The 20,423-nt window shown below is 58.1% G+C and carries 19 protein-coding genes; 7 read left to right on the forward strand and 12 right to left on the reverse strand.

Features of this window, described 5'->3' with window-relative positions; all coding sequences use genetic code 11:
* Nucleotides 1–14 precede the first annotated feature (14 nt).
* From ACYVNQ_RS22465 to ACYVNQ_RS22500, 8 genes are all read right to left on the reverse strand, one after another.
* Entirely contained in the window at nt 15–737 is a 723-nt protein-coding gene (locus ACYVNQ_RS22465) for a response regulator transcription factor (RefSeq protein ID WP_460904882.1), read from the reverse strand.
* Between the two features lie 262 nt (nt 738–999).
* Nucleotides 1,000–2,361, reverse strand: a complete 1,362-nt coding sequence (locus ACYVNQ_RS22470; protein ID WP_460904989.1) for a TldD/PmbA family protein — start codon at nt 2,359–2,361, stop codon at nt 1,000–1,002.
* Nucleotides 2,361–3,797, reverse strand: a complete 1,437-nt coding sequence (locus ACYVNQ_RS22475) for a TldD/PmbA family protein (protein WP_460904883.1) — start codon at nt 3,795–3,797, stop codon at nt 2,361–2,363. The genes ACYVNQ_RS22470 and ACYVNQ_RS22475 overlap by 1 nt, the downstream gene beginning before the upstream one ends.
* 426 nt (nt 3,798–4,223) lie before the next feature.
* Nucleotides 4,224–4,934, reverse strand: a complete 711-nt coding sequence (locus ACYVNQ_RS22480; protein ID WP_460904884.1) for an SDR family NAD(P)-dependent oxidoreductase — start codon at nt 4,932–4,934, stop codon at nt 4,224–4,226.
* Nucleotides 4,935–5,147: 213 nt separating this feature from the next.
* Nucleotides 5,148–6,101, reverse strand: coding sequence for an AraC family transcriptional regulator (locus ACYVNQ_RS22485; RefSeq protein ID WP_460904990.1), 954 nt, complete (start codon nt 6,099–6,101; stop codon nt 5,148–5,150).
* A 76-nt stretch (nt 6,102–6,177) separates the two neighbouring features.
* Nucleotides 6,178–6,627 (reverse strand): GNAT family N-acetyltransferase, encoded by a 450-nt coding sequence (locus ACYVNQ_RS22490; RefSeq protein WP_460904885.1) that lies wholly within the window; start codon nt 6,625–6,627, stop codon nt 6,178–6,180.
* Nucleotides 6,628–6,806: 179 nt separating this feature from the next.
* The gene (locus ACYVNQ_RS22495) at nt 6,807–7,352 is read right to left on the reverse strand and encodes a carboxymuconolactone decarboxylase family protein (protein ID WP_460904886.1); all 546 of its coding nucleotides are present in this window, start codon (nt 7,350–7,352) and stop codon (nt 6,807–6,809) included.
* 195 nt (nt 7,353–7,547) lie between these two features.
* Nucleotides 7,548–8,165 (reverse strand): nitroreductase family protein, encoded by a 618-nt coding sequence (locus tag ACYVNQ_RS22500; protein WP_460904887.1) that lies wholly within the window; start codon nt 8,163–8,165, stop codon nt 7,548–7,550.
* 731 nt (nt 8,166–8,896) lie between these two features.
* Here ACYVNQ_RS22500 and ACYVNQ_RS22505 point away from each other — a divergent pair.
* Together ACYVNQ_RS22505 and ACYVNQ_RS22510 are read left to right on the forward strand one after the other, a co-directional pair.
* On the forward strand, nt 8,897–9,418 hold the full coding sequence (locus ACYVNQ_RS22505; protein WP_460904888.1) for a YkgB family protein: 522 nt from the start codon (nt 8,897–8,899) through the stop codon (nt 9,416–9,418).
* Between the two features lie 136 nt (nt 9,419–9,554).
* Nucleotides 9,555–9,896: a DUF3331 domain-containing protein gene (locus tag ACYVNQ_RS22510; RefSeq protein ID WP_460904889.1), complete on the forward strand. Its 342-nt coding sequence runs from the start codon at nt 9,555–9,557 to the stop codon at nt 9,894–9,896.
* A 54-nt stretch (nt 9,897–9,950) separates the two neighbouring features.
* On the opposite strand, the gene pdxR is transcribed toward ACYVNQ_RS22510, so the two are convergent.
* Nucleotides 9,951–11,363, reverse strand: coding sequence for a MocR-like pyridoxine biosynthesis transcription factor PdxR (pdxR, locus tag ACYVNQ_RS22515; protein WP_460904890.1), 1,413 nt, complete (start codon nt 11,361–11,363; stop codon nt 9,951–9,953).
* A 93-nt stretch (nt 11,364–11,456) separates the two neighbouring features.
* On the opposite strand from pdxR, the gene ACYVNQ_RS22520 reads away from it, so the two are divergent.
* The 3 genes from ACYVNQ_RS22520 to ACYVNQ_RS22530 all read left to right on the forward strand — a co-directional run bounded on the left by ACYVNQ_RS22520 (nt 11,457) and on the right by ACYVNQ_RS22530 (nt 14,363).
* A complete protein-coding gene (locus ACYVNQ_RS22520; RefSeq protein ID WP_460904891.1) occupies nt 11,457–11,636 on the forward strand; it encodes a hypothetical protein in 180 nt (59 codons plus the stop codon).
* Nucleotides 11,637–11,752: 116 nt separating this feature from the next.
* Entirely contained in the window at nt 11,753–13,219 is a 1,467-nt protein-coding gene (locus ACYVNQ_RS22525; RefSeq protein WP_460904892.1) for a benzaldehyde dehydrogenase, read from the forward strand.
* A 13-nt stretch (nt 13,220–13,232) separates the two neighbouring features.
* Nucleotides 13,233–14,363, forward strand: a complete 1,131-nt coding sequence (locus ACYVNQ_RS22530) for an NAD(P)-dependent alcohol dehydrogenase (RefSeq protein ID WP_460904893.1) — start codon at nt 13,233–13,235, stop codon at nt 14,361–14,363.
* Between the two features lie 81 nt (nt 14,364–14,444).
* Here ACYVNQ_RS22530 and ACYVNQ_RS22535 read toward each other — a convergent pair whose 3' ends face one another.
* A complete protein-coding gene (locus tag ACYVNQ_RS22535) occupies nt 14,445–14,882 on the reverse strand; it encodes a DUF3331 domain-containing protein (protein ID WP_460904894.1) in 438 nt (145 codons plus the stop codon).
* 809 nt (nt 14,883–15,691) lie between these two features.
* Between ACYVNQ_RS22535 and ACYVNQ_RS22540 the strand changes: the two genes are divergently transcribed.
* Entirely contained in the window at nt 15,692–16,057 is a 366-nt protein-coding gene (locus ACYVNQ_RS22540) for a response regulator transcription factor (protein ID WP_460904895.1), read from the forward strand.
* Between the two features lie 81 nt (nt 16,058–16,138).
* Here the strand turns inward: ACYVNQ_RS22540 and ACYVNQ_RS22545 are convergent, their stop codons facing one another.
* Together ACYVNQ_RS22545 and ACYVNQ_RS22550 are read right to left on the reverse strand one after the other, a co-directional pair.
* The gene (locus ACYVNQ_RS22545) at nt 16,139–17,746 is read right to left on the reverse strand and encodes a sensor histidine kinase (protein WP_460904896.1); all 1,608 of its coding nucleotides are present in this window, start codon (nt 17,744–17,746) and stop codon (nt 16,139–16,141) included.
* A gap of 389 nt (nt 17,747–18,135) precedes the next feature.
* Nucleotides 18,136–19,083, reverse strand: coding sequence for an AraC family transcriptional regulator (locus tag ACYVNQ_RS22550; protein ID WP_460904897.1), 948 nt, complete (start codon nt 19,081–19,083; stop codon nt 18,136–18,138).
* A gap of 414 nt (nt 19,084–19,497) precedes the next feature.
* On the opposite strand from ACYVNQ_RS22550, the gene ACYVNQ_RS22555 reads away from it, so the two are divergent.
* Nucleotides 19,498–20,235 (forward strand): response regulator transcription factor, encoded by a 738-nt coding sequence (locus ACYVNQ_RS22555; protein ID WP_460904898.1) that lies wholly within the window; start codon nt 19,498–19,500, stop codon nt 20,233–20,235.
* Nucleotides 20,236–20,423 lie beyond the last annotated feature (188 nt).

Raw genomic sequence — 20,423 nt, forward strand, 5'->3', positions numbered from 1 at the left:
GGTCTTCGCCGGCGTTACATTCGGCGCAGGGCGCCGCATGGACTGACCTGTTCCATCGAGTGCTCAGAAAACATGTCCTTTGCGTTGAGACGGTCTTCCATCTTGATCAGTTCAGCTATTGAGGTCGCCTTCATCTTACGCATCAGCTGCGCGCGACTGACTTTTATGGTGATTTCGCTGACGCCGAGTTCCCAGGCGATCTGCTTGTTCAGCAAGCCGCGCGCAATCAGCTCCAGAATAGCTTTCTCGCGCACGGTCAACGAAGCATAACGGTCGCTCAACTCTCGCCGGAAACGATTCGCTCCCCGGCACAGTTGGTCAAGGGCGAGTGCCGATAGCACGGTATCGAGCAGCGTCTGCCCTCTGAATGGCTTAGGCAGGAAATCGTACGCGCCGGCCTTCATCGCGTGCACGCTCATAATGACATCGCCGTAGGCGGAGACAAAAATGATCGGAATATGCACTTTCGCGTGAGCCAGGCGTGTTTGGGCCTCGAGCCCGCCCATCGCTGGCATCCGCACATCGAGTATCAGACAGTTTGGGAAGTCGGGGGAGTCAGGTGTCAGCTTTGCGAGCTTGACGAGCAGGTCGTTTGCCTGGGAAAAAAGTTGCGTCTCGACGTTAATGGATCTCAACAGCGACGCGATCGCTTCTCTCGTCTGCGGATCGTCATCGGCGACGAAAACGATCGATGACCGGGTTTTCGATTCGCTCCGATCCGATGTTTGTATAACCACGATTGTCTCCTTTGCGTCTTTTGGTCATAGGAAAGCTCTGGGCGCTCCCAAAAAAGCCGCAAGTAAGGCCGATTGGTGTGTATACGTTTACGGCGGGAATAGTGGGTTCTTTGTAATGCATGCTACAGCGGTACGATGTCCGCGAATTACATGTTCACACGGTTTTTTGCATGATGTCTGGTAGTAGCGATGCACGGTAACGGCGGCACGCACATGGACTTGTCCGTGCCGCCACCTGCACACACGTCGCCGCGTTTGCGCACTACAGCACCAACTCCAACGACTTCACGAGCGCGCCCGGCAATTGCAGTCCACCGGTCGCGCGTTGTCCCCAAGTGGAATCGGAGAGCATCAGTTCGGGCCGCGCGCCGAGTGCTTCGAGCCGATCGCCGAGCAGGCCATACAGGCTGTCGTCGAAGCGCATGGCATCCACGGGCGCGACGATCTCGCCGCCTTCCACCCAGAAGGTGGCAAAGCGTGTCATGCCGGTCAGCCGGCAATTCATGCGGTCCGAAAAGTTCACGTACCACAGGTTGCCGATATAGAGCCCGGTACCGAGCCGCGCGAGCACGTCGTCCTGTGCAAGATCGCCTCCTGGCATCGCAAGCGAGGTGGGTATTTCCCGCGGTAGCGCGCCGTTGGGTTCAAGCCCATATTCGCGCGCCGAACGCGCGCTCGTGAGCAGACCGACGCCGAGCCCCGCGTTGACCAGTGGCACGCTGGTGCGCAGATAGCCGTCGTCGTTGAACGCCGGTGAAATTCCGAGTTCGAGCGACTCCGCGAGCGACACACGTTCGTCGAGGGCGGCCGTGCCGGTATTCAGTTTGTAGAGCGGACTTGTCGAAGACGCCTGGGCGCGCGCCGAGAAGCCGTCCCACGCCGCCGATTTAAGCAATTCCGCGATCGCCGACGGCGCTAGCCAGGCGCGATAGCCACCCGGCGCCAGCACTCGAGGAGGTCGCGACAGAACCGGCAGGCGCCCGGCCGCCTCGCGCACCTTGTCGGTGAATACGGCGTCGTCCCAGGCGTCGCCGGCATAGTTTGTCTTGATCGCCCGTCCGTCGGGCTGATAGAGCGACCAGCTGAAATTGAAGTTCTCCACCTCGTACCAGCCGCGGCTGCCATGGGTGGATGCGAAGCCTCGCGAAAGCGTTCCTCCTGCGTAAAAGCCCACAAAATCCAGCCCGTGCGCCGCGCGCGCGACGAGTTCGACGAGTGCCCGCGGATCAGGCAATTTGCCGTCGCGGCGTCTGCTGTGCGTCCACGAACGGGTGTCGAGGAGCAGGTGCGGATCGTCGGGCGCGTCAATCAGGCTTTCGCGCAGTACCGAGAGCGCATCGGACACGTCGCTCACGTCGGCATGCGCGTCGCCGCTGAGATCAATGGTGGAGTACGCCTGACGCGCACCATGCACAAGACGGAGGGTCAGACGTCCCTGCACAACCTGACCGATCTGACGCACCTTGCCGGCATTGAAGCGGATGAAATCGGATTGCTCGCCTGCGAACACGCTCAAAATCGTTTCGCCACGACGGCACATGCGCTCGATTGCCTCGGCGAGCATGGTCAGGTGCGCATGACGGTCGATTGCCTCCGTGCCGCCCGCAAAATGCATCTCGGCCATCATGCGCCTCCAAATACTTCGACGTCGGAAAACACGCAGGCGGGCGACGCGTGGCCCACGCGGATCACCTGAGCGGGTTCGCCCTTGCCGCACATTGGCGTGCCGTAGACTTCACGCGTCGATGCATCGCCGACCGCCGTGAGGCTGCGCCAGAAGCTCGCGGAAATGCCGCGGTAACCCGGTCGCTTGACGACCTGCGTGAGCTTGCCTTGCTCAATGAGCTGGCCAAACTCGCAACCGAACTGAAACTTGTTGCGATGGTCGTCGATCGACCATGAGGTGTTCGTCTTCATCAGAATGCCATGCTCGATGCCCGCGATCATCGACTCGAGCGACTGGTCGCCTGGTTCGATGTTAAGGTTGGCCATGCGGTCGATGGATGGCCGGTTCCAGTTAGCCGCGCGCGAGTTTGCCACGCCAGGCTGGCCCGCGCGCTGCTGCGACAGTGCGCCACCGAGGGCGCGTTCCAGCACGCCTGCGCGAATCAGATATTGCTTGCTGGCCGCGCTACCATCGTCGTCGAACGCATAGGCGGCAGCTTCTTCGCGCAGGTCCGGATCGAACGTGACGTTCAGCAGTGCGGAGCCGTACTGGTAGTGGCCGAACATCTCAGGCTTCACGAAGCTCGAGCCCGCGAAGTTGCGCTCGTCGCCCAGAATGCGGTCGAGTTCGAGCGGGTGGCCGATCGACTCGTGGATCTGCAACATCATCTGATCGGGCATCAACAGCAGATCGCGTCGCCCGCTCGGGCAGTTGGGCGCGGCGAGCAGTTGCAGCGCTTCGTCGGCAACGCGCGCGCCTGCGCCATCGAAGCCATAGCGCGCCAGAACTTCAATACCGCCTTGCGCGAGTGTGGCGAAGTGCCCGTTGAGCGTGCGCTCCCGCGTGTCACCATCATGGTGGGCGACGGCGGACAAGCTCGGCATCAGAAAGCGGAACTGCTGTTCGATACGTACGCCGTCGCTGCTCAGGTAAAGCTGGTCGCTATGCGTGACCTGCATGCCCGCGACACGCTCAACGATGCGCGCATCGAGGTTGGCACCCGCACATTCGCGCGCCAGACGCTCGACCCACTCGCGCCGCGACGGCAGCGCACTCTGCGCGTTCGGCGAAACATAAAAGCCGCTTTGCGCGGGCCGTGCGATCTCGCGATGGTCGATCAACGTGTGCGCCGCGCACGCTTTAGCCCGCGATGTCGCTATCTCCAGAGCGCGCTGTACGCCGCCTGCCGACAGATCGGCGGTAGCCGCATAGCCCGCACCTGCACCGGCCCAGGCCGTGACCATTGCGCCCCGCTCGCGTATGTGGCACGGGGGCAGCGCTACATCGTTGCGCACCGTGTGGTCGTCCGTGCGTTCGTCCACGAAACGCACCGACCAGAAATCGGCCGCGGCGCGCAATCCGCGCGTTGCCAAGGTCCAGCGTTCTTCGATCATGCGATGTTCTCCTTTCAGTGCAGTCGGACGTCGCCACAGCGAGGGAAGGGCGGGTGCGTCAACGCCACGACGCGTGTAGTGAAAAGATAGCCGATACGGCCTCTGTCCATCGTTAAACAATGCCAGAGCGTATCCGGAAAACACCCGCTCACAGTCACGAGCGTGATTGCTCCGACAGACGTGCATCAGGAGTATCTGTTCACCAAGCCAGATTGTGGCCACTGGTTATGTGCGGATGTTTAAAATCAGCTGTAGTTTTATTTCTAGTGATTTTTCCGCGTCATGAACAAAGGGCACCTCGCGAGCTTGCAACGCTCAGGCACCTTGTCCAACGCGCGATGCCACGGTCCGTGGAGTCTTTACGTGGCTTCGATGTGACGTTTCCAGCGCGGAAACTGACTATGCGTTTCGCGATGCGCGAGGGCTTTAGTGACCCGCGCTCTGACCGCCATCGACGTGCAGGATCTCTCCCGTGATGAACGGTGCGGAATCAAGGAACAGAATCGAATCTACGATATCACTCATCTCGCCCATGCGCCCGAGCGGATGAAAAGCGCCTAGCGCTTCGTGGGTTTGCGGCGGGTGCATGGGCGACTTGATGATTCCTGGCGCGACGGCATTCACGCGAATCCCCTTTTTGGCGTACTCGATCGCGAGCGACTTTGTCGCGGCGTTGAGACCGCCTTTCGTCAGCGCGGCCAATACGGAATACACGCCGCTGCGCGCGCCATCGACGACACTGGCCGTCACGCTAACTACGTGTCCGCCCGAATTCCGTTCCATTTCGGCAATGGCGAGTTGCGTGATGTGATAAAAGCCCGTCAGATTTACGTTCGTGGCTGCAGCATAGTCTTCTTCGGTATGCTCAGTGAAAGGCTTGCCGATGTAGATACCCGCGTTGTTCACTAGCGTATCGATCCGGCCAAAGCGAGCAATACCTTCAGAAATAACGCGGCGAGCGGTGTCCCGATCACCAATATCACCGGCGACGGTCAGGATGTTCGGATCTTCCGTCGGCTTGATCGAACGGGCAGTCGCGATGATGCGGCAGCCGAGTTTGCGAAAAGCCTTGACGACTTCGGCACCGATGCCTTGCGACGCGCCCGTGACGACGACAACCTTGTGTGATGTGCTCATGTGCTTTATTCAGGAATTGATAGTCTGTTGCCGAGGCACTGAGGACAGCGCCCCGGTGGAATTCGGCGAAATCGCAATGTTTGAACGTGCTCCTGCGCCGCAAGCGGGAATTCATCACCAGCCGGTTTGATCAGCGAAAGCCCGCCGCGCCTAAAGCCGGCCGCGCCTAAAGCCCGCAGCGCCTAAAGCCCGCCGCGCCTAAAGCGACGCATCTTATTGGCCCTCGCGCGCTTGACGACGCCATTGTCCCGGGGTCATCCCCATTCTGTCTGAAAACACGCGCCCGAATGCGGAGACGGATCGATATCCTACCGATTCGGCGACGACCTCGGCGGTCATTGCAGGCTTCTTCAGCTCGTTGGCGGCCACACTCATCCGTATATCGGTCAACAGCTCCGCGGCCGAGCGGCCGAGCTTGTCTTGAAAGTGCCGCATGAAGGTGGCGCGCGACATACTGCATAATTCCGCAAGCTCAGGCAGGTTCCAGGGCCGCGCCGGATCTGCGAGCATTGCTGAAATGGCCGGAGCCAGTCGTGGATGGCCAGCGAGGGCCAACAAGCCTGCCGGGGCCTCATCGGATTCGCTCGCCGCGCGCAGTACCAGCGTAAAGAGCGCCGCGCTAAGCGCGTTGAGGATTGCATAGCCGCCCAGTTGATCGCGGGCGGACTCCATGCGCATCAGCCGGACGAGAAAGGCGAGACGATTCGGAGCGGACTCGATGGCGTTTTCATTGTCGTCCATGGCACGTACCACCAGATCAATGGGCAGGTAATCTCGAATCAGTTGATCATGTGGCGGCTTGATGAAAAACCGTCCGCACAACATGTCCAGATGCTCGCCCTGGCCATCGTTTTCGCTGAGTGTCCATCCTGCGGAACCTTGTCGCTCGTACGTGAGTCCCGGCGTGTGTCCACTGCCGTCGTGCAATACGTGCGCCGAGCCGTGAGGCAATAACACGATATCGCCGCCCATCAATTCTCTGGTCGTCTCAGTCTTCGGATCCTCAATAATAGCCCGGCCCTTGAGCACGACATGGTACGGAATTTCGTGCGCCGCAGACTGGGGCCAGGCGACACGCCATGGTGCACCGTAGGCACAGCGAACCTCCAGCTGGCCGGTGATCGTGATGGTTTGCAGCAGATGGCTCAGCCAGTCGACTTGTGGCATAGGAATTCGGCAACTTGAAACGGCGGAAAACAGCAATGCGCGGCTCGAGTCATAACGAAGGATCCGCACCGGTGTTTCAGGCGAGTATTTCCCGGTACTGGACGAAGCCCGGGCGTTCAGCGACGCGATCATAGAGCTGCATGGCGTTGTGGTTGGTTTCGTGCGTTAGCCAGTGCACACGCGATGCTCCACGACGTTTCGCATCCGCATAGACATACGCGATCAACGCACGGCCAACGCCGCTGCCACGCGCATCGTGCGCGACAAACAGGTCCTCGAGATAGCAGTAGTTGCCCGCAGACCAGGATGATCGATGGTAGATCGAATGCGCCAGGCCCTTTGCTTGTCCGTCTACGATGGCAAGTGCGGCATACATCGGCTCGACCGGGTCCAGAAAACGCGCCCAGGTCTTGAGCGTCACCGCTTCGGGAATGTCCACTTCGTAAAATCGCTGATACCCTTTCCACAGAGGAAGCCAGATATCAAAGTCGTTTTCGTCAGGTACTTTGATCTCGACCGATTTCATCGAATGCTCCGAAAATGTTTCGCCCGCTAATTGTTGAAGAAGTCGATCTGAGCGATCAACGGCCCGTTGGTAGGAAGAAGAACAGAGTACTCCGTCAGTTCCGGGCCGTTTGGCGTTACGCCCGCATCAGACGAGGGTCTCCCAGGACCCCCGGGGAAGCTGGCACAAACCGCCTGGGTTCAGATCGAGCCCGCCGGCGCGACGTTCGGAAAGTCCTTGTCGGGATCGAACACGTTATTGATAAAGTTCGTCAGGGAGTACATCGCTACGAGCGCGACCATCTCCATGATGTTGGCATCGGTGTAGCCGGCATCGCGAACGGCTTGCAGGTCGGTGTCGGCGACCTTGCCGCGGCTCACGATGACTTTTCGCGCGAACTGGATGGCGATGTCGCGCTTCGGGTCGGCGGCATGACCCTTGCGGGCGAGAATGATTTCGTCGGCCGGCAGCTTGGCCATATGCTCGGCCGTAAAGCTGTGAACGGTCAGGCAGTAGTTGCAGCCATTCACTTCGGAGACGGCGAGGCCGATGCTGTCACGCGTCTTCACGTCGAGTGCCTTGCTCAGCGAGCCGAGCAGGGAAGCCCACGCGTTGAACGCGATGGGGCTCTGCGCGAAGGTCGCCATCATATTGGGCGTGAACCCGATGTTTTTGGTGAATGCATCGAGAGTCGGCTTTGAATCCGCCGGCACCTGCTCCGGCTTTAGAGCTGCAGTTCTTGCCATCATAAACTCCGTAAGTTACTGGTTCACAAATTGAAGAACGTCGGTGGGCGTCGTTCTTCGGATAGCTGCGTGCCCGGGTCGTGCGTCGTGGGTCGAAGCGGGGCGGGCCATCAATCGGCAGAAGTCTGCTGACGACCTCCCGCCCCGACACTCGCCTCAGTGGTGCAGCGCGATCACTGTCGCGCGGCGATGCACCTATACGAGATCGAGCACCTCGGCCACCGGACGGCGCGGCTTTTGGGCCCAGTTGCCCGGGCGCTCTGTGCCGACGGCCAGCAGCAGGACCGGCACCTCGTCTTTGGTCAGTCCGAACTCGCTGTGTACCGATTCGGCATCGAAACCGATCATCGGCGTCGAGCCGAGGCCCATCGAGCGGGCCGCATAGATCATCGCTGCCGCCCCGAAAGTGGCGGTACGTACGGCCTCGTCGCGCCGGCGCTGCGGGAACGCCATGTACAGGTCGCGTGCGGGGATTTCCCATTCCGGCACCATCTTTTCCGGCATGACGCCCGCTTTTACCAGCGGTGCCAGGCGATCCGGTATCACGCTGGAATCGGCCAGCTGGCCGCAGACGATGAAGGTAACGGCTGCCTCGGTAATGGCGGGCTGGTTCCAGGCGATCGGACTCAGCCGGGCTTTGGCCTCAGGCGTGCGTACGGCGATGAAGCGCCAGTTCTGCAAGTGGAAGGACGTCGGGGCGCTGGTGCCGATGCGCACCAGCTCGCGGATCTGGTCGTCGCTCAAAGAGGCGGCGGGGTCGTAGTACTTGGCGGCGCTGCGGCCCAGGATACATTCGATGACTGCGTTGCTCATGGTGATTCCTGTCTGTAAAGGGATACTCAGGTATGCGACTTTTTCCGCTCTCTTCGATGGAAATTTTGCAGGGAAGGAGCCCGTTCGACTCTGATGCCAGGGGTCATGGTGCTTCTTGTGTGGCACCCGGCAGGTCTATCAGGATGCGGACCCATTGATCCGCTTTGTCGGGTTGAATGCGGTAAGTCATCTCATGAAAATTCCGCTAACGGACTCATGATCTATTGTCTTGCCGGAATGAACCAAAGCTGACCGATTTGTTTTAAAAAGCGGATAGGCGGTAAGCTAACAGGCAAGAGAAATATAATATGGCCAGAAGTTAGCAATACTCGGAGGTCTGGATATCAGTGTTCATCGCTGAATCTACAAAGCTCACTAAAAATCGCTTCCGAGTCTCAATTAGATTAAATCCGCGGATGAAGGTCAACGTTCCTTTGGTATATGTATGCGATACGCAGGGCCTTCCGGGGTGAATTGCCGCCGCAATCCCGAGCGAGTTCTCGGCGTGCCGGTCGTCAATACCTATGTATAGAAACTCTGTACCCCCGGCGCCGTGAACAAAGGTCATGATGACACTAGAATTGTTTGGCGGCACCCCCGAGTTGGTTCTTGACGGAGCGAGCAGATGGGCGGTCTCAGTTCCCTCTGTTCATTTAGCCTTGCTTTTTGTTTCTGCACCCTGAGACGCCCTCCGATAGAGACATATAACGTAATTGAATGAGAAATTGAAAATGGCAGATAGAGAAAATCACCTTCGTCTACAAATCGCGGAAAAGAGCGTTGGATCGCTATCTGTTTTCGCTCTACTCAGATGGGCTCTGGTCGTGGTCTTTCTTTGGTTTGGAGGGATGAAATTCACCGCGTATGAAGCGAATGGCATCGCACCATTCATCGCGCACAGCCCATTCATGAGTTGGCTGCACGCAGTGTTCGGCGTCCGGGGGGCGAGTGAAGTCATTGGGGTCCTTGAGCTGTCGACTGCCGTCGCGCTCATCGTCGGCGCAGCCAAGCCTTTCTTCTCTGCGTTGGGAGCCGCGATGTCCGCGATGACCTATCTGATTACGCTCACCTTCTTCCTAACCACGCCCGGCGTTGCAGAGCCGACAGCCGGTGGATTTCCGGCAATTTCAGCTGCGCCCGGCCAGTTTCTTCTTAAGGATCTCGTGCTGCTCGCTGCGTCACTGTGTCTGCTCGGGGCCTCTGTGCAGGGGCCGTGGCTCAAAGCTAGCGACCCGAAAGAGGCAAAGCGGTAGTACCGGTGACGGCCAGGCAATAAAGGAAACCGCGAGGGATCGAGTACGCGGAGTCGTTCGCGATCAGGGTTTGTTGAACTAGCTTAGCCAGCGATGCAAGACACCACTAGCTGGCGGATTGACATAGGCGATCAAGATGGAACGTTTGATAAATGAACCTGACTCACGGAAGACTTTCCTCTGCGAGGCAGGCCCGAACGAAGTGGGCGGTGTCTCGATCATTGAAAAGCTGTCGTCGCAGACGCTTAGCGTAAGTTGGAGCGATCCCCGCGCCGGACGCTACAGTGAGCAAGTCTGGCGCCTCGGTCGTGCGCGCTTCGACGCTCGTTGTGCCGTGAGCGGGAGACCGATTCGGCGCGGAGAAGCCGTCTTTCGTCCGCTGTCCAACCGGAGCGCTCATCCCGCGAGACGCGATCAAATGATTCTGGCCTCGTCTGTACCGGGTTACTGTTCCGAATCCCAGGCCGTTTTTCTTTAGGATGTGCCTGGGCTACCGAGACTTCCTCTGATAGTTCATGTGACACGGGGCGTGCTAGCAATGGCGGTCGATGATGTCGAACAGTCGACGGCATGATGTGACAAGGTGCTTTTGTGGCGCGGTAGCGACACCCAGCAACAGACCTGGCAAGGCCCAGGATGGAGTCGCATACCACGCGGACAACGGCGATGGTGCCATCCCGAAGGTTTTGGCTTCACGAACGATCTGCACATCGGGTGCGCCATCCGGGAGCCTGAGAAGTATTGCCAGGCCTGCCTTCACCCACTCTGCGTCGTACATGCGCAAATGGTCGCATAGCGCATTGCGCTGGGCGCAATATAGCGCCTTGAGCCGGCGCACGCGCCGGACGTAATGGCCATCGTGCATAAATTGAGCGGTGGCGAGCTGAACGACCGGCGACGGCGCGGGCGCAAGCGTTGCGGCTACCTCGGAGAACGCGGCGGACAGTTCGTTTGGCGCGACGACAAATCCGAGTCGCAGCGCGGGGCTGATAGTTTTGCTAAACGAACCGATGTGAATAACCCGTCCTCCGTCGTCCAAAGAGGCAAGGGCGGGCGCCGCCCTGCCTTCCAGTTGTAGCTCTCCGAGGTAGTCATCTTCGATGATCCAGGCGTTGCTCGAGACCGCCCATTCAAGCAACTGGAGTCGGCGCTTCAAAGACAGAGTCGAGCCCAACGGCGCTTGTTGACCCGGCGTCACGACGGCTAGCGCGGCGTCCGGCGCGTGCTCGATTCCGTAGCCTACGTTGAGGCCGTCGGCGTCCACCGGAACCGGAGCGATATTCAGGTTCGCTAGCTCTAAGCCCTTTCGGGTCAAGAGGAAGCCAGGCTCTTCCATCCATGCCTTCTTGCCGTCCAAACCTAAGACCCGAAGTGTAAGACCCAAGCCGGAACTGTATCCGGAAGTGATATGAACCTGCTCCGGGAAACAGTGGAGATTTCTTGAGAGGGAAAGATAGCGCGCGATCTCCTGGCGCAGCTCGACCTCACCTCTAGGATCGGGATAGAGCAGTGACGAGAAAGATCCCGTCTTCAATAGACCGGAGGAGCGCGCGCGCGCGAAAAGCCTTTCGGGTAATCCTTCGTACGCTGGAATGCCGAGCTGAAAGATAGCCGGCCCGGCGTGCATCTCCTGATAAATGTTCATGAAGGCGCTGGGCCGAGGCGCTTTTGCTTGAACGGCGGCGGCTGCTTTGAGTAGGGGCGCGACGCGGGTGCCTTTTGCTCCAAACGTTTCGATCATCCTGGAATCGGATAGCCGTTCGTATGCGGCTTGAACAGTACCGCGCGAGACACCGAGCTGCGCGGCCAGGTCTTGCCAGGAGGGCAGTCTCGTACCGGGTGCAAGCAGGCCCGATTCTATTGCCCTGCCGATGCTCATGCGAATCTGTTCCGACAGGGGTTGCTTCGCTGCCCGGTCGAGATGAATCTTCAAGCGTGATTCCATATTCTTAGTACATACAAAGGTAGGGGGTCTTGGGTCTTCTGTTGCCGTCATCGAAAGGACAGAATGCGGAGATCGAGACAGGGTTCGCCGACCATGATCATCCGTTCGATTCTGACTGCATTTTGCGCGACAGTTGCGATCTTTACCAGCGTTGGCTCGGCGTCCAAGGCGGTCGCCGTCGGATGGAACACAAGGAAAACTGAACAAGAAAAACGGTTGGCGGCATGCTTCGTTGACAACAACGTCAAGGAATTGATGATGCCGGTTAAGTAGGCGGTGTCCTGGAGCGCGAAGGGAGCATACCGGCTGCTACATCTATGAGGGTCGTCTTAACGCTGGATTCTTCGCTTCTGGTCTGTGATCCGGCATGTTCGTCTATAGGAGTTGCAATGATTCAACCTGAACCCTTCTTACCTGCAGCAATCTGGAATGGCTGCCTGTTCGACGGACAATGGCGCAAGGGCGCCAATATCGCTTCTGTCACGGAACCTGCCACCGGCAAGCAACTGGGTCAAATCGGACTGGCTGACGCGGCTCTGGTTGCACAACAATCGGCAGCAGCTGCGCGCGCCCAGCTAATGTGGGCTGCCTTGCCCTATGACGAACGCGCACAAGTGATGCGTAAAGCCGCACGACTTGCCGAAGAGCATGCAGAGGCGATCGCGGATTGGGTGGCGCGCGAAAGCGGCTCTGTCTATTTGAAAGCCAGCTTTGAGGTCGCGATAACCACCAAATCGCTGCACGAGGCGGCGTCGCTGCCGTCGCGCAGCGCGGGAGAAGTTCTGCCGTCGCAACCAGGCCGATTGAGTCTGGCATGTCGCCGTCCGCTCGGCGTAGTCGGGGTAATCTCTCCTTTCAATTTTCCACTTTACCTGGCGATGCGCGCGGTTGCTCCAGCGCTAGCACTAGGAAACGCGGTGGTACTGAAGCCCGATCCGCGTACCGCGGTATGTGGCGGTTTCGTGATTGCCCGTCTGTTCGAATTGGCTGGTTTACCGGCCGGTGTACTGCAAGTTCTGCCCGGTGATGGAACTGCCGGTGCTGCCATGACAAGCGATCCCAACATCGCGATGATCCAGTTCACCGGTTCCACTGCGGCCGGCCGCAAAGTGGGCGAGGCAGCCGGTCGAAATCTGAAGAAAGTATCGTTGGAGTTGGGCGGCAAAAATTCGTTGATCGTTCTCGACGACGCCGACCTGGATCTTGCGATCGCGAACACCGCTTGGGGTGTTTATCTACATCAAGGGCAGATTTGCATGGCCACCGGGCGGGTACTGGTGCAGCGGCGCATCTACGACCGGTTCCTGAACAAGCTCACGGCCAAGGCCCGTAGCCTCAGGGTAGGCGATCCGACCAGCCCAGACGTACAGATAGGTCCGCTGATCAATCAGCAACAGCGCGACAACGCATTGCGGATCATCGATGCGGCGCGTGAAGCCGGTGCCACAGTGCTCGCCGGTGGTAACCATGACGGACTGTTCCTGTCGCCCACCGTGCTTGGCGAAGTGACCTCGAACAACCCGGCGTTCCGTGAAGAAATCTTTGGGCCGGTGGCGGTGGTCACACCTTTCGATACCGATGACGACGCCATCAGACTAGCCAACGACACCGAATACGGTTTGTCGATGGCCGTTATCTCGCGCGACGTCGGGCGCGCACTCAAACTCGGCCAGTCACTGCGCACCGGGATGCTGCATATCAACGACACGACGGTCAATGACGACGTAATCAATCCGTTCGGAGGTGTCGGCGCTTCCGGAAACGGCACAAGCATCGGAGGTCCCGCCAACTGGGAAGAGTTCACCCGCTGGCATTGGCTTACCGTCACGGGCGAAGCGCCCGCCTACCCGATCTGAGGAGGAAGTCTTCATGCACACAACCGCCGATCATCGTGGGGTTACCGTAGCCGTGGCGCGAGCCGCAGAGCAGCCATTCACAATCGAGCGGGCCTATATCCGGACCGCCCGAAACGACGAGGTATTGGTGAAGATAGTGGCCACAGGCATGTGTCACACGGACCTGATCGCGCGCGACCAGTACTATCCCGTGCCGTTACCGGCAGTGCTCGGCCATGAGGGTGCGGGCGTGGTGGAAGCGATCGGGCCGGACGTCAAGAATCTTGAAGTGGGCGACCATGTCGTATTGACCTTCGGTGCCTGCGGACATTGCGCACCTTGTGTCAGTGGGCATGAAACGTATTGCAATAACTTCTACGCCCATAATTTTAGCGGTATCGGTCTGGACGGAGACATCGCCCTGCAAAGTGCAGACGGCGAGCCGCTGCACGACCACTTTTTCTCGCAGTCATCGTTCGCCAGCTACGCGCTGGCCCGCGAGAGAAATGCGATCAAAGTACCGGCGGAGGCTCCGCTGGAGTTGCTTGGCCCATTGGGTTGTGGCATCCAGACTGGCGCAGGCGCTGTCATCAATTCGCTGAAGGTGCGGCCTGGCAGCAGCTTCGTCGCCTATGGCGCGGGCGCAGTGGGATTGAGCGCGGTGATGGCCGCGCGCATTGCAGGCGCCACGACCATCATCGCGGTCGATGTGGTGAATTCCCGGCTGGAGCTCGCCGGCGATCTCGGCGCGACACACACGATAAACAGCCGGGAGGTCGACGTCGTCAAAGCTGTCCGGGAGATTACTGGCGGCGGTGCGGATTTCGCACTTGAATCCACGGGCCGGCCGGAAGTCGTCGAAGCTGGCGTCGAGGCTCTTGGTGGAATGGGTACATTGGGTATCGTCGGCGTGCCGAAACTGGGGACCACGGCAAGCTTCGACATCAACAATCTGATCTTGGGCGGGCGCAGCGTTCGAGGGATCGTGGAGGGTGACAGCGTGCCTCAGGTGTTCATTCCTCAACTGGTCGAACTGTATCAGCAGGGACGGTTTCCCTTCGATCGGCTGGTCAGATTCTACCCATTCGAACAGATCAACCAGGCTGCCGAGGACAGCGCTAACGGCACCACCCTCAAGGCGATTCTGCGCATCGCCGAAGAGTAACGGGATGCGATCAGTATGATCGGAGCGGCGAGCAGATGGAATCTGCTCGCCGCGGTGCGTTCGGGATCGGAATATCGGCCTCTATTCTCCGTATCCAATCATGTTCGATTCGACCGCCGACGCCAGAATCATCCGGCTTCCGTTGAATGGCATCTTGTACTGGCTGATCTTTGGTTTGAATACGATATCGCCAGGCTGGATTCGCAGCCCCGTGGCTGCACAATGCGAGTGCCGATAAGCCCTCCCTATACGCCAGATCTGCTCGCCATAGAAACCCGATTGCGAATCGCTCCAGCGCACCGCGATTGTGCTGTAAGTCAACCTGTCGAGAATCGCGGCCTTGAGCGTTGTCGCATCCGCGCTGACTGTGTCAGTCTCGTCGTTTAGCGCGCTACACACGCGGATCTTTGCCCATCGTTTGTGAATTCGCGCGCGTATTTCCTGGGTGGTTTGTGTTGGTTGAACAACGAGGTCCACGAGCGCACGCGCGATGACTTCATCTTTTCCCATCCGGTTCATACTTTCCCTCCAGTGATAGTTCTTCAAGCTGTCAGTGGGCCCGGCTATCTGGTTGCTGCATGCATGAGTGACCTCGTAACGGCTGAAAGAATGGCGACTCGCACATCGAAGGTCGTTTCCCTGCAATAACTCCGCTCCGCTGGGAAAGTCGCGTATTCCATTTTATTTTCCATTTTTATACTGCTATAGGCATACTAACTAATCGAAACGTATGAGTTGCGCGCGTCAACGATGAGGGCCGACGGGCATCCGGGTTACGCATGAGCTAGCGCTCAAAAGCAGTACCCTCTGATGTGCCTGCCGGTGCTTTCACAGATGGCCGCCCGTCTGCGTCTACGTCCCACGCTACGTCGCGCCAGCCAATATCGGCAATCAGCCCGCATACCCATTACGCCATAGTCAGGCAGATTAAACAATTAGACCAAGGTATTCATTTCGATCCTATGAGATTACATGCACGACATATCTCGAATGCCATAAAATCTGATGCCCCGATGGTGTGTCCTGGATTGCGGGCTGGCGGGATACCGTCGTCCACGGCGTACGCCTGATTGCGACTTAAGTCAGTGCTGCACATTCGTCCAGAATGGTTATATTCATACGGCAGCCTGCCAAAGGAACCGGCAAAGTCGATACGAATGTATAAGCAGGGTCCGTCAGGTCTGGCGTAATATTCTTCTAACGCCGCGTGTTTCGTCCTGTACATCGATCGGTTTGCGCGGGGAGGGGGCTCGCCGAAAAAAATCAATGAAGCCGAGCCTGACATTGTCGTTCAAGCAGATCCCGCTTTCTGTTCTCGAGAGCACAAGATGATCGTAGTGATAGACGACGATCCCTCAGTTCGTGAGGCCGTCGAAAACCTTATTGCATCCGCGGGCTTTGCAGTTAAAAGTTACGGTTCCGCTGAGCAATTCATCGCATCAGGCAATTTTGACCTGGTCAGGTGTGTGGTAACGGATATTCAGATGCCGGGAATGAGTGGTACGCAGTTGCAGAAGTATCTCCGTGCGATTCGTTGTCCCGCACCTGTCATTCTGATGACCGCATATTTCGACGAAAGTGCAATGCGAGAGGCGAGAGCGTGTGGCGCCGCCGCGTATCTGGTAAAGCCTTTCAGTTGTGCCGCGCTGATTGGAGAGATCGAAAGGGCGCTGTCATCACGCGAATCGCCATGATTCTAGCCGGCAATGATTATTTTCACCGCGCGGCTTTGTTTCAACTTCGCTAATCCACGCGTGCGTAATGATCGGCCACGCTCAATTGGCGGCGAACGGTACAGCGAACTGCAACGACGTCCCTTGTTCCGGGCTCGAGCACACAGCCAGTTTTCCGCCATGAGCTTCGACGATCGAGCGGGATATCGACAGTCCCATACCCATTCCGTCTTTCTTCGTCGAATACATTGCTTCGAATACGCTACCCTTCAGATCGGAGCTGAATCCCACGCCGTTGTCGTGCACGGTAATTTGCACCGCTTCATCCCCGATCACCGCTGTCGACACCTGCAATCGCCGTGGCCCCTCCTTCGTAGCCATCGCTTCGATTGCATTGCGCATCAGATTGAGCAGCACCTGCTGAAGTTGTACGCGATCGCCGAGCACCGGGCGGCTTGCAGCGAGCACTAATCTCAGGCCGATCATGTTGCGCTCGATGTCGCTGCGCAACATCATCGCGACTTCGCGTATCGCATCGTCAACGTCCACTTCCGTTTTGACGAAGCCGGTTTTCCATGCGAGCGCGCGCAATCCGGTGACGACCTTCGCGACACGTTCCGCATCACGCGTCGTACGGGTTGCGGCCTGTCGAGCCTGCTCGATATCCGGTCTGGAACGCGTGAGCCAGCGTAAGCAGGTTTCAGAGTTCGTCACGACCGCGGTCAGCGGTTGATTGATCTCATGGATAATAGACACGGCCAGTTCGCCCATTGCCGAAAATCTAAGGGAGCGCGCAAGGTCGGCCTGCGCCGCCTGCAGGGCCTCTTCCGCGAGCCGTCTTTCTGTCGTGTCCATCACAATGCCCACGAACTCCAGGCCGCATTGCGCATCGAGATTGGGATGTCCTTCCGCGCTCAGATAGCGGATACTGCCGTCCTCGACAAGGATCCGGTATTCAAGCTTGAACACGCTGCATCGCGTCGCCGCGTCCGCCAATGTCTGTTCGAAAAGAGGTCGGTCGTCTGCGTACACGCGCGCGACAAAGGCCTGGTGAGACAGTTCGTGTTCATCCGGCAGGTCGTAGATCTGAAAAAACTCTTTCGATCCGATCATCCGTTGGGTGCGTGCGTTCCATCGCCAACTGCCTGTGCGACTGATTCTTTGCCCTTCCGCGAGCGCAAGTTCGCTCGCGAGCAGATCACGCTCGGCGGCTTGCCTCGCGCTTTCCGCCTGGACGGCATACATGCCCAGACGAATGTTGCGCAACGCGAGGTCCGCATGTGCGCAGAGCAGGAGAATGAACGCGCGTGCTGTAGTCGTTAGCGCGAACCTGTCACCCGCATCACCGATCAACAACAGGTCTCCGCCGATTTCGTCCGCATCGAGCGATACCCAATGAACATCGGACGCCACCGAGGATTGCGCCCCGCTGCTGCGGTCAGCGGCCTCATCAAAGGGTACGCACGCAAAAACATGCGCGAGACGGGCCAACGCGGCTGCTACGTGATCGTCTTCCGTGACTTTGTCGTGCGTTTGCGTGATGACATCGTCGGCAATACGACTGGCCTGGCAAAGGATGACCGGCTTGCCAGGCACACGCGAAACGATCAATGCGCGACGCGCATCGCACAATGAAAGCGCACCTCTTATGAGGATATCGATAATTTCTCGCGAATCGGTCGCGTTGCGAATCTTCGAAGACCAGTTCAATAGTGCCGAAAGTCCAGTCACGTATCGAACCGCAGCTTCGTTAAGCGATGACATAGAAATTGGGAAACTCGATATCTCATTGAGATGCGTTAGGCATGGATATGGATATGCACTGCCGCGGGAGACGCGCGTGGCGCCCGCAAAGCGATGATGTGATTCTCAACACATCAGACAGTCAGGTTTGGAATTTGTTGGTTATGCGAATAACCAGATCATGGAGACCGCACTGTGAAGCGAAATGTTTATGGCGTACCGAAGCAGTTTAGTCTCTTGTGAAGTGTGTGTCCGCTGGTTGATACTTTTGTATAGAAATCGATACCTGATTCGCCACGTTAGCTGTGGCGCCAGCAAAGAGAGCCGTTGTCCCGATAGCATCGGGCTACCGCACGTTATTGCTGCTCGGTAACCATATATTCAGAGGGGTCCATGCCGTAAACCTTGCGGAATGCTCGCAGAAAACTGCTTCGGCTCGAATAGCCGACGTTCCGCGCAATCTGGTCGATCGAGGATTCATCATTCGAGGTGAGCATTGCCGCCGCCTGTTGCATACGCAATTGCCGCAGTACGGCGATCGGCGACTCGCCGATCAGGTCGGCAAACCGTAGCATGAACGACGATCTGCTGAGCCCGGCCAGCTCCGCGAGCGAGCGGATCGAATGTGGCGCGCCGGGTCGATTGACCATCTCCGAGAATGCGCGTGCGATCTGCGGGTCTCTAAGCATCGAGAAGCGGTCGCCTAACACGCTAGTCGATGTGAGCGAACGGCGCAGAAGCATCACCAGCACTTGCTTGAGTAGTGTCGTGGTCATCGCGCCGACGCCGATCTGCTGCTCCGCGAGCTCGTCAAGCACCGATTTCAGTTTTTGATCGAGCCGGTCTTTCGCCTCGAAATGCTCGACGATCGGTGACGTCAGGCCCGAGAATAACTCGATCGTTGTGCCATAGGTTGCATGAAAATAGCCACACACGAGCATAACTTCCGGTTTCTCCTTTCCCGCCACGTATCGCATCAGAGCGCCAGTCGGCTCGATGGCCTGCAGGTCCACCATTTTTAGCATCGGAGCGCGGTTGTTGTGATCGAAAGCGGTAATGTGGAACGGGCGCTCAGCCGGCACGATGATCAACATGTGCGGCGAAAGACGGATCGGAGCACTTTCGCCCACCACAAGTTCGCCGGTTCCGTCGAGGTTGTAGTGCAAGGCCGGCATTTTCGAAGGAGTAAACGATAGGCGCCAACCTGAACTCACATGGCATTCGGCAAGGTCGACAAATCTCACATCCAGTCGAGTAAGCAGGATGTCGAGATCGTTCGTCGAGATTCTGGAAATTCGCGTCATTGCCACATCCTGGTTTTGCTCCGAGCCGCAGCTGCCGCGAAGCGGCTTGCACAGGTTGGCTTTCCGTAACCCGGAAGCCAACACCACTGCACTCTGATCGTTTGCATCATTCCTGATTCTTCCATTTTAGATACTTCACTGCTACTACGCAGCCTTACGGCGTATCCGCAAGGCCGCCGCTTGTCATGCTGCTAGCCGGCGCGACATTTTAAGCAACAGTTTCAGTCGGGTGCCATGGCTAAAGAGAGCGCAATCCAAAAAATGGACGAATAGCGACTTGTTTGGGATTTTCTGTTTCGAACTGCTCTATAAACTTGGAAGTCGTCCGTACTCTCTTGTCCGTTCATGTGGTTCCACCTGGCGTGGACACAGGGCGCCGAAGTGACTTCGCACACTATCGCATAGGAGCCAAGCGTGGCAGCATCTGAAATCGGATCGGGCGATCAGCTTGCTTCGACGGTTTTCGTTGTCGACGATGACGATTCAGTTCGAGAGGCTCTTCAAGGACTGCTGTCATCGGTCGGCCTCCGTTCAAGGGCTTTTGCAACCGCCCAGGAATTCCTCGATTTCGACAGGAGCGGCTCTGATTTACACGCGAGCTGCCTGATTGTCGACGTACGTATGCCCGGAATGGGCGGTCTTGATCTGCAAAGCCGTCTCGTGAAAGGGCCTCGCGTTCCGCCGATCATTTTCATGTCGGCGTTCGGCGACGTTGCAATGACGGTGCAAGCGATGAAGGCTGGTGCGAGAGATTTCCTGCCGAAGCCATTTCGCGACCAGGACATGCTCGATGCAGTTGTGGCCGCGCTGAAATATGACCAGCAGATGCGTGAGATCGTCGAGTCGCGCGAAAGTCTGCAGGAGCGTTATCGTTCTCTTTCAGATCGCGAGCGCGCGGTTCTGAGAATGTTGGGCGATGGGCTGATGAACAAGCAGATTGCATCGAGACTTTGTGTAAGCGAAATCACCGTCAAGGTAGGGCGGCGCACGTTGATGAGAAAAATGAAGGCACGCAACTTTGCGCAACTTATAAAAATGGAAAGTGTGATAGCGGGGCTAAACAGCCAGAAAACGCGCACGTCACACGAGGGCGGCGCAAGCGAAATGACCTACCGCCTGGAGTCAGCGCTTGTGCATATCTTGCAGGAGTAACGGGACCTATCCGCGGCGCCACCGATGTCGGTGGCTTCGAGAGCGCTTGAGCTGGCGCAAGCCAGCGAGACTCAACATTATTTTCCGATGCCCGGCGACGAATTGGAGCGGGCTAGCGGGCCACTATCAGTATGTCTAATATTCGTTTCAGTGCGCTAAACGAAATGTGATCCAGTATTAAGGATCTC

The sequence above is a fragment of the Paraburkholderia jirisanensis genome (genome assembly GCF_054782355.1).